This window comes from Psychrobacillus psychrodurans, assembly GCF_050209195.1.
Taxonomy (GTDB): Bacteria; Bacillota; Bacilli; order Bacillales_A; family Planococcaceae; genus Psychrobacillus; species Psychrobacillus psychrodurans.
In genome coordinates this window covers 3,921,434-3,933,650 of sequence record NZ_CP189791.1, presented here as the reverse complement: position 1 = coordinate 3,933,650, position 12,217 = coordinate 3,921,434, and the positions used below count along the sequence as shown (strand labels likewise).

The 12,217-nt window shown below is 35.7% G+C and carries 12 protein-coding genes; 8 read left to right on the top strand and 4 right to left on the bottom strand.

Going from position 1 to position 12,217, the window contains the following annotated elements; all coding sequences use genetic code 11:
- The first annotated feature begins 118 nt into the window (after positions 1 to 118).
- The 5 genes from ACQCPR_RS19560 (at position 119) to ACQCPR_RS19540 (ending at position 4,688) form a co-directional block, all read left to right on the top strand.
- Positions 119 to 973, top strand: coding sequence for a transporter substrate-binding domain-containing protein (locus ACQCPR_RS19560; RefSeq protein ID WP_427137843.1), 855 nt, complete (start codon positions 119 to 121; stop codon positions 971 to 973).
- A 62-nt stretch (positions 974 to 1,035) separates the two neighbouring features.
- The gene (locus tag ACQCPR_RS19555; RefSeq protein WP_090567521.1) at positions 1,036 to 1,797 is read left to right on the top strand and encodes an amino acid ABC transporter permease; all 762 of its coding nucleotides are present in this window, start codon (positions 1,036 to 1,038) and stop codon (positions 1,795 to 1,797) included.
- Between the two features lie 18 nt (positions 1,798 to 1,815).
- Positions 1,816 to 2,550, top strand: a complete 735-nt coding sequence (locus ACQCPR_RS19550; RefSeq protein ID WP_090567524.1) for an amino acid ABC transporter ATP-binding protein — start codon at positions 1,816 to 1,818, stop codon at positions 2,548 to 2,550.
- Positions 2,551 to 2,573: 23 nt separating this feature from the next.
- Positions 2,574 to 3,299, top strand: coding sequence for a hypothetical protein (locus tag ACQCPR_RS19545; protein WP_427137842.1), 726 nt, complete (start codon positions 2,574 to 2,576; stop codon positions 3,297 to 3,299).
- A 222-nt stretch (positions 3,300 to 3,521) separates the two neighbouring features.
- Complete coding sequence (locus ACQCPR_RS19540; protein WP_090567556.1) at positions 3,522 to 4,688, top strand: TraB/GumN family protein; 1,167 nt, start codon at positions 3,522 to 3,524, stop codon at positions 4,686 to 4,688.
- A 259-nt stretch (positions 4,689 to 4,947) separates the two neighbouring features.
- Here the strand turns inward: ACQCPR_RS19540 and tatA are convergent, their stop codons facing one another.
- Both tatA and tatC read right to left on the bottom strand, forming a co-directional pair.
- Positions 4,948 to 5,151, bottom strand: coding sequence for a twin-arginine translocase TatA/TatE family subunit (tatA, locus tag ACQCPR_RS19535; protein ID WP_090567559.1), 204 nt, complete (start codon positions 5,149 to 5,151; stop codon positions 4,948 to 4,950).
- A gap of 55 nt (positions 5,152 to 5,206) precedes the next feature.
- Complete coding sequence (gene tatC / locus ACQCPR_RS19530) at positions 5,207 to 5,962, bottom strand: twin-arginine translocase subunit TatC (protein WP_090567562.1); 756 nt, start codon at positions 5,960 to 5,962, stop codon at positions 5,207 to 5,209.
- A 295-nt stretch (positions 5,963 to 6,257) separates the two neighbouring features.
- Between tatC and ACQCPR_RS19525 the strand changes: the two genes are divergently transcribed.
- Complete coding sequence (locus ACQCPR_RS19525) at positions 6,258 to 7,481, top strand: MFS transporter (RefSeq protein ID WP_090567564.1); 1,224 nt, start codon at positions 6,258 to 6,260, stop codon at positions 7,479 to 7,481.
- Positions 7,482 to 7,551: 70 nt separating this feature from the next.
- Here ACQCPR_RS19525 and wecB read toward each other — a convergent pair whose 3' ends face one another.
- Complete coding sequence (gene wecB, locus ACQCPR_RS19520) at positions 7,552 to 8,670, bottom strand: non-hydrolyzing UDP-N-acetylglucosamine 2-epimerase (protein WP_427137841.1); 1,119 nt, start codon at positions 8,668 to 8,670, stop codon at positions 7,552 to 7,554.
- Positions 8,667 to 10,292: a glycosyltransferase family 2 protein gene (locus ACQCPR_RS19515; RefSeq protein ID WP_427137840.1), complete on the bottom strand. Its 1,626-nt coding sequence runs from the start codon at positions 10,290 to 10,292 to the stop codon at positions 8,667 to 8,669. Before ACQCPR_RS19515 ends, wecB begins: the two co-directional genes overlap by 4 nt.
- Before the next feature lie 166 nt (positions 10,293 to 10,458).
- On the opposite strand from ACQCPR_RS19515, the gene ACQCPR_RS19510 reads away from it, so the two are divergent.
- Complete coding sequence (locus ACQCPR_RS19510; protein WP_427137839.1) at positions 10,459 to 11,550, top strand: CapA family protein; 1,092 nt, start codon at positions 10,459 to 10,461, stop codon at positions 11,548 to 11,550.
- A gap of 14 nt (positions 11,551 to 11,564) precedes the next feature.
- The gene (locus ACQCPR_RS19505; protein WP_427137838.1) at positions 11,565 to 12,173 is read left to right on the top strand and encodes a class I SAM-dependent methyltransferase; all 609 of its coding nucleotides are present in this window, start codon (positions 11,565 to 11,567) and stop codon (positions 12,171 to 12,173) included.
- Positions 12,174 to 12,217 lie beyond the last annotated feature (44 nt).

Sequence of the window (12,217 nt, the reverse complement as noted above, 5' to 3'; positions counted from 1 at the left end):
AGTAGAGGATTTGGGCAACTATACATATTGCGACCTGAGTTCATCTCAGGTCTTTTTTTGTACAAGTTGTCTTTTTTTATAGGAACAAACATACACTGATAAAAAGGGAGTAATTAAAATGAAAAAGAGATTAGTATTTATAACGATATTCGCAAGCTTGTTATTATTATTAGCAGCATGTGGAACAGATGCTACTGAAACTTCAGGGTCTTCATCTGATAATAGTAAAGAAGCAGCAGTAGATACATTTACAGTTGGTTTAGAAGCTGGTTATGCACCTTTTAACTGGACACAACTAGATGACTCTAATGGTGGAGTGAAGATTGATGGTAATGCGGAATATGCTGGTGGATATGATGTGGAAATTGCTAAACGAATTGCTGACGGATTAGGAAAAGAACTAGTTATCGTCAAAACAGAATGGGATGGTCTTGTACCATCATTGCAATCAGACAAAATTGATGCAATCATAGCGGGAATGTCACCTACAAAAGAGCGTAAAGAAACAATCGACTTCTCGGAAAACTACTACACCTCTAACTTTGTTATGGTAGTGAAAAAAGGCGGTGCTTTTGAAGGGGCTACTTCGATTCAAGATTTTAGTGGTGCTAAAATTACAGGTCAATTAAATACATCACATTATGGCGTTATCGATCAAATTAAAGATGTGCAAAAACAACCAGCGTCAGATAATTTCGCGGCAATGCGTGTGGCATTAGAGTCGGGAGTTATTGATGGATATGTATCTGAAAGACCAGAAGGAATTAGCGCTTCTTCTGCAAACAAGAACTTTGCAATGGTGGAGTTCACAGAAGGATTTAAAGCAAAGGAAGAAGATACAGCAGTCGCTGTAGGTTTGAAAAAAGGTAGTGACTTAACAGATAAAATTAATGAAATTTTAGCGGAAATATCGGAAGAAGAACGTCAAGAAATTATGGATAAGGCGATTAATAATCAACCAGCTGCAGAATAAAAATGATGTGATACCGGCTGCATCTTTTTGCAGTCGGTTTTTATATGGAAGGAGGGAAATGTATGAGCATTGAATATATTATTTCGATGATTACAAGTAACTGGCCGATGTTCCTTCGTGGAGCAGGAATGACACTACTAATCTCCATAATTGGTACGATTTTTGGAGCAGTTATTGGTTTGCTGGCAGGAGTTATTCGTACAATTCCTACGCCTGAGAGAAAACTAAAACGTATTGTATTAAAAATAGTTAATCTGATTCTTTCTGTTTATATTGAGTTTTTCAGAGGAACACCAATGATTGTACAAGCAATGGTAATATTCTATGGCTCTGCACTAGCTTTTGGAATAGATATGGACCGTACAATGGCAGCAATATTTATCGTTTCGATTAACACGGGTGCTTATATGGCAGAAATAGTACGTGGTGGTGTCATTTCAATTGATAAGGGACAATTCGAGGCAGCACAAGCAATTGGTATGAATCACGTCCAAACAATGTGGAGTGTTGTTTTACCTCAAGTCATCCGAAATATACTGCCAGCAACAGGCAACCAATTTATCATTAATATTAAAGATACATCGGTATTAAATGTGATCGGTGTTACGGAACTATATTTTCAAGCAAAAACAGTTGCAGGAATAAGCTTTAAGTATTTTGAACCGTTCTTTATTGCATGTATTTTATATTTCGTCATGACGTTTACAGTAACATTAATATTACGTTATATAGAAAGAAAACTAGATGGACCAGAAAACTATAGCATGATTGGACAACCACCACCGCAACTTATGTTAACAAAAAGTAATACTAATATAGATTAAACGAAGGAGGAGAAATCTATGCAAAATGTCATCGAAGTTCAACATTTAAGTAAATCCTTCGGAAATCATGAGGTTTTAAAAGATATAGATTTTTCAGTGAACAAAGGAGAGGTTGTTTGCATCATTGGTTCCTCTGGATCGGGAAAGTCTACTTTACTTCGTTGTATAAATTTGTTAGAAAAGCCTAGTGGAGGGCAAATCATTTATCACGGAGAGAATATTTTAGATGAAAAACACGATATCCATGCCTACCGAACAAAGTTAGGAATGGTCTTCCAACAATTTAACTTATTCAACAACCATAACGTGCTGAACAACTGTATGGTTGGACAAGTAAAAGTATTAAAACGTTCTAAAGAAGATGCCGAAAAAATTGCGTTAAAATACTTAAAAGTAGTTGGAATGGATCATTATGTAAACGCTAAACCTAAGCAATTATCGGGTGGTCAAAAGCAACGTGTTGCGATAGCGAGAGCGCTATCGATGGAACCAGATGTTATGTTATTTGATGAGCCAACTTCCGCACTTGATCCAGAAATGGTTGGAGAGGTGCTGAAAGTGATGAAAGAGTTAGCAGGCACGGGACTTACTATGTTAATAGTTACACATGAAATGGAGTTTGCTAAAGAAGTTGCTGATCGAGTTGTTTTTATGGATAAAGGAGTAATTGCTGAGGAAGGAACGCCTGAACAAATCTTTAACAATCCAAAGGAAGATCGAACAAAGGCTTTCTTAAAACGAACATTAAGCTAACAACAGCATGGGGGAATCGATAGGTGAACCTTTTCAATCTGATTAAAAAAGATCAGGAATACTGGCTTGTGGATCAACTAAAAGTATCTTATGTTCCAAACATTGATTACTTAATTGCATTTGATAAATTATTAGCAGAGTGGAAGGAAGAAAAAGTAGCATATTTATCGCTATTAATAGATGAAGAGAATGAGGACTGGATCTTCAAGCGTCGGTTTAAAAAAGTGTCTTCTATTGTAGAATACACAAAGACATTGCAAGGGCCATTTACAAGTTCTGGTAGCTTTCAAGTACAATCTCTTTCCGATAGTCATATGACTGATTTGGCTTTTGCTACATTGTACGATTCATGTAGGAGTGGTTCAGCTAACAAAAATAATATATTTACTATCAATCAAATAATGGAATCACTTGAAAGTGAATTAGGTGTTAAGTGGCGAGACCATTGCTTTATCTTTTCTCAAAATGCAATGAACTACGGTATTAGTATTCCACATATTGAACAAGGGACTACTGATGAGGGAAGAATGTTTTACTTTGGGGTTGTACCAGAACAACGATGCAAAGGATACGGAACGATATTTCATGCTATTTCATTAGAGCTCTTGAAAAATTTCGGTGCGAAGGTATATGTGGGAAGCACAGATACAAGTAACAAGCCCATGAGACGTATTTTTGAGGCTAATGGATGTATATTACGAGATATAAAAGGAATTTACCGAATAGACATAAAAAAGTGGAATTCATAAAATGAGTCCGCTTTTTTTGTTTTAGAAAGAAATACCCGCAGAAGCAGTAACTGACTATCTTATCGTTATCATTTATTCCATTACAAATAGAGTTTTTTCAAAATTATTATAAATAAAGAGGAAACATCGTTGAAATTTAGGATAATCTGCTTCATTATGAAGGGTAGAGAATCTTTTAGAAGTCTAACTAAGAGATAATACATTAGGTGAAGGAAGTAGTTTATGTCCGAGGAAAATATTACACGTTTATATGTGAATAATAAAGAGATTATATTAATCGGAACGGCACATGTTTCAAGACAGAGTGCAGAGCAGGTAAAGGAAGTTATCGATAGAGAGCAACCGGATTCTGTTTGCATTGAATTGGATGAGCAAAGATACCAATCTATTAAAGATAATAATAAGTGGAAACAGACGGATATCTTTAAAGTTATTAAGGATAAGAAAGCTACCCTACTATTAATGAACTTGGCAATTTCTTCTTTCCAAAATCGCATGGCTAAACAGTTTGATATTAAGCCAGGTCAGGAAATGATTCAAGGTATAGCAAGTGCAAAAGAGAATGGAGCAGAGCTTGTATTAGCAGATCGTAATATCCAAACTACTTTTTCACGTATATGGCATAATCTTGGATGGACTGGGAAATCGCAATTACTTACTTCCGTTTTTTTTAGTATTTTCAGTAAGGATACAATATCGGAAGAAGAAATGGAAAATATGAAATCCAAGGATACGTTAAATGCTGTATTAGCTGAGTTTACGGAATCCTTTCCCAAGCTTAAAACACCGTTAATCGATGAGCGTGATCAGTTTTTAGCTCAGAAAATTAAAGAAGCACCAGGGGAGAAAGTTGTAGCTGTATTAGGCGCTGCCCATGTACCTGGTATTACAAAAGAAATTCACAAAGAGCAGGATTTAGTTAAGCTATCAGCTATACCACCAAAGTCGGTTGTCCCTAAAATAATTGGTTGGACTATTCCGATTCTGATTGTGGCATTAATCGTGTATACATTCTTTGCAAATCCTTCTGCAGGTTTTGATCAGGCATTGAGCTGGGTCCTTTGGACAGGTTCAATGGCAGCAGTTGGAGCAGCAGTTGCATTAGGACACCCATTAGCAATTCTAGCAGCATTTATAACAGCTCCAGTTACAGCACTTCATCCTATTTTAGCTTCAGGTTGGTTTTCAGGACTTGTTCAAGCGTATATCAAGCGTCCAACGATAGCAGATTTTGAAACGTTATCGGAAGATGTCTTTACGATTAAAGGTTTTTGGAAAAACAAAGTAACTAGAGTTTTACTTGTCGTTGTATTAACCAACTTATTTGGATCGCTGGGAACCTTTATAGGTGGGGCAGATGTGATACGGGTATTTTTCAAAAATCTATAGGTAGTAAATCCCCTGTTAAGCATTGGTGCATAACAGGGGATTTTTTATATAATGTATATAATTTTCTGTTTCACCAATCAAGTATTCTAGGCACTTTGGAGACCGTAAACCAGATTATTCCAAAAACTGCAAGGGTTACTTAGACAGATAAACGCTATAAAATTACCGTAAAAAAGGGCTTGTCATGATTAGTCATGACAAGCCCTTTTCTATAGCTCAATATCCAAAACCTATTGAAAAAGGTAGGGATAGTTTCTTACTAAGCTTTCTTTTTAACGTCTGTTTCTTTGTCATCTAATTTAAACTCTTCTGTTACATCATCAACGATATCTTTTGTAGAGTTTTTGAATTCTCTTAATGTTTGTCCAACTGCTTTACCTAATTGAGGTAATTTAGATGGTCCGAATACGATTAAAGCAATTATTAAAATGATGATTAATCCTGGTACTCCAATGTTTGGCATGGAAGTTCCTCCTCTAAGTCTTTGTATATAAATTCAGTGGCCAGTGTGCAGTAATTTATTGTTCTAACATTTTATCCTCAAGTGCTCGTTTCGCAAGTTGTTTTTTATAAGACCAGCTCGAAACAAGGATACTAATTTCAAATAGCAATAATAATGGGACGACAATGATAAAGTCAGAGATAAAGTCTGGTGGAGTAATAGAAACTCCCACTACTACTAATACAAAGTAAGATATTTTTCTCATTTTTCTTAATCTGTCTGGAGTTATTATACCCAATTTGGTTAGGAATAGTATAATTACAGGTAATTCAAATACAATTCCTACTGGAATAACCAGGTTAAACATAAAAGTAAAATACTGTTTCATCCCATACGTTTCCAAAGCGCCAATTGAATCATTGATATTCGACATGAAATTTAGCATAAGTGGAAAAAGAATGTAGTAACTAAAACTAATCCCTAGCAAAAATAGAAGAAATGACACCGGAATAAAATAGCCCGTCCCTTTTACCTCGTTTTCATTTAAGCCTGGTCTTACGAATAACCATATCTGATGTAATGCAATTGGTAGAGTTATTAATATGGCTAGTATCAGCGCGCATTTTACATAGATCATTAAACCATCCGTATACCCGAAGACATTCCACTCTACATGAGCAGCTGTAGGTTGCTGTTTTAAAAACGTGAGTGTTTTTGGTGCTAACCAAAATCCTAAGGCAAGTGAGAGGATAAATGTCGATGCAACAATAATAAGTCTTTTTCTAAGTTCTGTTAAATGTTCTACAAGCGTCAGTTGTTGTTCTTGATTCATTTTTGATACCACCCCATTTTCTCAAATAAAGTGAAGCTTGTTTATATATTATGCAGTCCTACCTGCAATCCATTATACCCAGTAAATGTACTTTTACATCATCTACACATTATACTCTTTACGAATCAATTGTAAATAAAAGACCACTGATTGTCACTAAATGAACAAGTATTTACTGGTGTTTTTATCGTAGGGAAAATATGAAAATTTTGTGTCTCGAAGTACTTGTTTTCTGTCAAAGCAAGTATATAATTCTAGCATATCCTCTATTAAAAATTGATTGGGCTGACAAAAATTGAGACCATATAATGAAAAAATTAGTATTTATCATGGAATGGCATCTACCATAGCGCTTAACTTTTCCAATAACTTTTTCCCTATTTTTGCTATAACCATTTTAGGGGCTACTAATTATCAAGTAGGCTTAATAAGCTCTTTACCTCCATTAGTGGCACTGTTAATGACCATACCAGCTGCAATCTTACTTAATCGAGCAAGTACCCAAAAGAAACTAGTGGCAATGTCTGTTTTACTAGCGCGATTAATGTTCTTGCTAATTGTACTTGTTGTTTATTTACCTTCTAATTCACTTCAGTCATGGGCATTCCTAGGGATTATTGCTTTTATAAGTGTTCCGAACACGATAGCCAATGTAGGGTGGCAAACATTGATAAGTGGAATGATTGATGAATCGAGAAGAGGACAATTTTTTAGTGACCGTAATCGTCTATTAACGTTGGTTGGACTAATCTCAACATTACTAATTGGGGTTCTAATGAGAGATGCCACCGAGAATATTATTGCGTATCAAGTTCTATTTGTATTAGCACTTGGTTTCGGATTACTAGAAGTATTTTTCATATTAAGGCAAGACGAAGATGTTGTTGAAATAACAGGTGAGCAAATAAAAAAGAAATCGATGGACTGGAGTATTTTTAAATATTCTAGCTATGTTTGGTTTTTGGTAGCTGCTCTGTTATTTAACTTTGGTTGGCAAATGGCTTGGGGCCTGTTTAATATTTATAATGTTCGAATAGCAGGAGCAACAATCTTTTGGATCAGTATGTTCTCCGTTGGAAGTATGCTTATGCAGTTTCTAACTTTTCCATTATGGAAGAAATGGGCGGATAAGTATTCAAATATGCAAGTCTTCATATGGTCAGCAATTGGAATGGCAACAACTCCATTTTTAACAGTTCTATCTACCAACCTATACTATTTAACTCTAATTCAAACAACTTCAGGGTTTTTCTTATCTGGTACTGTCCTACTATTATTTAACTTGTTGTTGGAGCAATCACCTGAAAGGTATCGTACGTACTGTATTACAACGTATAATGTGCTTCTAGCCTTCGTAGCGTTTATTGCGCCACAGATTGGGATCTGGTCCTTAGATCTTATTGGCATGAATTCTTCTATGTATATTAGCTCTGGATTGAGATTACTAGGAGCGGGTGCATTTTTGTATGTGTTTTTACTGAATCGACGATCACAATCAAAAAAAGAAAAGCATGCTTAGCAAATGCTTTTCTTTTTTGTGTCGTGCTTTCATTGCATATGTAAATAGAAAAAAGTATGAGTAGCCATACTCATATCTTCTTTTCTATTTTATTTAATAAGATACCTATTTGTTTTGCTGAGGTTCCGTCTCCGTAAGGATTAAGGGTATTGGCCATTTTTAAGTATTCACTTGGATATTCAAGTAGTTTCCTGGTAGCTGATAAAATCTTTTCTTTGTCTGTCCCTACCAATTGTAAAGTTCCGGCTTCCACTCCTTCAATACGTTCTGTGCTTTCCCTGACAACTAGCACTGGAACATTTAGTGCTGGCGCTTCTTCTTGTATACCTCCAGAGTCTGTAATTATGAGATAGGAATGCTTCATTAGGTGAGAGAAGCATTCGTAGTCCAATGGGTCAATTAAATGTATACGAGAGCTAATATTGTCTGTATATAAATGTTTCTGTACTTGTTTTCTTACATTTGGATTAGGATGGACGGGAAAGATAATTTCTATGTCATCGAAATCCTCTAATAACTGTTTGAGAGCTAGGTAGATACCTTCTAGTTTTATAAAATTTTCGCGTCGATGTGTAGTCACTAAAACAATGCGTCGATTATTATTTATTATTTTTTGTATGCTTGGTGGGAAGGTATATGGTCTACCAGTAACATCAAGGAGTGCATCTATTACTGGATTCCCTACTACGAAAATTCTGTTCTCTGGAATACCTTCTTGTAAGAGATTTTTTTTGCTTTTTTCCGTTGGGGCAAAGTGATAGCTACTAAGACTAGTGACAAGTTTTCGATACATTTCCTCTGGAAAAGGAGAGTACATTTTAAATGTGCGCAAACCAGCCTCAATATGACCGACTGGAATGCGGTGTAAGAAAGCTGTATAGGCACCTGTGAAAGTCGTTACAGTGTCACCAAGCACTAACACTAAATCGGGATTTTCCTTCTCATATACTTCTCCAATTTTTTTTATCATTTCCGATGTTATTTCTTCTAATGTTTGATTTGGTTTCATGAGGTTTAATTGGTAGTGGGGGGTAATTGAAAATAGTGATAATACTTGGTCGAGTATTTCTCGATGCTGTCCTGTATTTACCAATACGCAATCCATTTCTTTCGTATTCGTTAGTTCCTGAATAATTGGTGCAAATTTTATACCCTCTGGACGAGTGCCAAATATAATTAATAACTTCATTGTTTAGTCATCTCTTTTCCAGTGGGAACTAAATTGATTTTAGTTATAGTACCATCAATTACTTCAAAATCTGCTTTATACAGATTCCCCCAACGTAGTAATGTTTCTTGAGCAAGTATACGGAATTGGTTATTTAATATTTCCTTTTCTTTTATAGTTATATTGCTGTTATGTCGACGCTGATGATATAAGTCTTTGTCAATCCAGTGTAGCTTGTAGTCCTCGGCAAGACGTAAGAACATTGCAAAATCATCTGCTAAAAGAGGTTCTCCTTGAATTGTAGACATCCAACCATTCATTTCTTTAAGTGCGGAGTAACGATACATTCTTGGGCAATGCGTTTGAAACTTTTCCAATACTTCATATTTGTCTGCATAGTTAAGTCCCTTGTGAATAGAACCTTCACGTAAAAAACCGTTTTCTTCGAACCAAATCTTTCTGTTTGCAAAGACCAAACCTACATTTTCGGCAAGTGAATCCATTTCATTCACCATGGTCTCCAGTGTAGCGGGATCAATCCAATCATCTCCGTCTAATTCTAATACGTACTCTCCAAGAACATATTCCAATCCGATATTAAGAGCATCAGCTTTATGTCTTTTACTTATATGAATGGGAATGATTCGAGTATCGTGCATTGAATAGATTTTACTTAAAGTCAAATCGGTTGAACCTACATCTATTACGACAATGTGAAAATTAGAAAATGATTGGCTTAATACACTTTGTATACATTCTTTTATATACTTTTCGTGGTTACAGGCCGTAATAATTACGGTGACTTTAGGGTTATCACCATTTTTTCTCCTATGATCTACACTTGCAGACATACTTTGGAGAAATAACTCTTCAGAGGCTGTTATCGTCGTTAGCGAATGTTTACCATTTAGACGATAATCCATAAGAGGTTCTGGCAAGAATAAAAATTCACCGAGAGGCATTAATCTAATCCAAAATTCGTAGTCAGAAACTAGTCCATATTTAGGGTCATAGCCATCTGCTTGTTCATATGCTTCTCTAGTAAAGAGGAAGGAAGCACCAATAAAACAAGTTAACATAATTTCTTCTTTTGGCCGCTTCATCATCTCATTGAGTGCTTGATACCAAGTGTTATTTATATCTCGAGAGAGTCCTTTTTCATCAATAGGATGGTAAAGCGAATATACTAAAACTGTTTCGGGAGTAGCGTTCTTCATCGTTTCTACTAATTTTTCAAGGTAGTTTGGCCATTGTTTATTATCACTAGATATCCAAGTCAAAAGGGGGCAATCAAGCAATTTTTCAAAGCCTTCATTTAAGGAGTAAGCTATGCCCTTATTGAAAACGCGATGAATAATGGAAAACTTACATGTTAAAAGCTTAGATGCTTCATATACTGCTTTTACAGTTTGAGCATTTGCCCCATCAATAACAATTACTAATTCAAAGTTTCGGTAAGTTTGGTTCTCGATAGCCTGTACACATTCAAATAAATACTCCCTTTCTTGGTTATACACCGGGAGCACAACTCCTACTTTGTTGCTCGACTTTTGAGCATTACTTATAACTCCTTTTTTTCGTACTCGTAAAGGACGACCTCTCCTAGGCAGCCACTTGTACCATTTGCTATTTTCTAAGTTCATGTTTACCTTCCTTTGCTATTTTTCAGCAACATAATTGTATATAAGAAATGTTGGCTGTCTTGTATACTATGAAAGGGCCGAGAATAGACAGCGGCTATTATCCTTATAAGTATATAAAGATTATTTTGTATAAGTAACGCAATCGAAGTACATGATTGGAGTGGAGGTGGTATTTATCAAGGCTTTAGCTGCTTTTTTAGTCGTTGTTATTTCAGTATTGCTATACTTTAATCTACAAATAGAGAAACCTACTCAGTTTAATAAAGAGTTCCACGGGAAACAATTTTCGACATTTTATATGGATTATGGGGAAGAAAAAATAGAGATTGCGATGATTGGAGATGTATTACTACATTTACCGCTTTATAATTATATGAGTTTTATTCCTTCTTTTTCTCCTGTGCTAGATGAATTGAAATCCATTGATTTGTTAATAGCAAATCAAGAATCCTTACCGGCAGGTGGAGCATTTGGAGTGTCTGGTTATCCTAACTTTTCTAGTCCTCCACATATTATTGGAGACTTAAAAGATGTTGGTGTAGACGTTTTATCGATAGCTAATAATCATACACTCGATCAAGGAGAAGAAGGTCTTCTAGAAGCAATTCAACAGATGGAGAAGGTAGAAATGCCATATATTGGTGCTTATAAATCGGTAGAGGATCAAAAGGCCGATCGAATATTCCAAGTGGATAATATATCACTTGGACTTCTGGGATATACGTATGGAACAAATGGGCATGAAACTCCAGAAGGAAAGGGCTATTTAGTAAATCAGATAGATGAGAATCGAATTGTAGGGGATATTGAAGAGTTAAAAGCAAAAGTAGACTTTGTTATTGTTAGCATCCATTGGGGGGCAGAATATAACCTTGAGGCTAATGATACGCAGAAAAAGCTTGCACAGTCGATTGCAGATGCAGGTGGAGATATTATATTTGGTCATCACCCTCATGTTATTCAACCTTATGAACTGATTATTTCAGAGAGTGGTCATCGGACACATGTGTTTTATTCGTTAGGAAATTTTTTCTCGGGTCAAAAAGATGAGTATACTAATATTGGTGGGATTGCTAAAATAGAAGTTTTAAAGAAAAATGTGAATGGTGAACAAGTAATGACTATAGAGAATCCTAGCTTCATATCGACAGCTGTTATGAAGGGTGAGACCTATACGGTTAACTTTTTAAAAGATGTTGAGGGTGAGATAGGGAAAACAGATGCGTGGGTTCAACAGCATGTATTTGGAGTAAAGTAAGCTGGAGGTAACATGTGAAAGAACAAGAACATGACAGATTATTACGTATTAAGACAGAGGGTGTAAGAGAGTGGCAGCATCAATCGTCTCATTACAATAGATATGAAGCAACACCGTATTCAGCTTTAGAGGTTCTTTTTGACGAATATGAGGAGTGGAAATCTACCGATCGTTTTGTGGATTTTGGATGTGGCAAGGGAAGATTCCCTATTTACGTTTACCACCATTTACATGCCTCAGCGGTTGGAGTAGAAATGAGTGGGCAACTCTATCAAGAGGCTATGGAGAACTTAGCTAGTTATATGGAGCGTGCCAAGAAATCGAGAGCTTCCATTCAGTTTGAACATATATTTGCAGAAGGATATGATATAGAGAAAGAGGATAATCGGTTTTATTTTTTTAATCCATTTTCTCTACAGATTTTTCAAAAGGTTATAGATAATATTCTAAGGTCGGTGGAAGATTTTCCACGTTCAGTGGATGTCATTCTCTATTATCCAACCACAGAATATAGTCATTTTCTTGAAATCCAAACAGTATTTGAATTATGCAAGGAGATTCGACTCCCTGGTTTATACGAAGAAAATAATAACGAACGGTTTTTAATCTACCGATTGGATTAAGTAAAGCACTCTGACAGCAAAAGGAGTGCTTTAGTAGTTTTGCA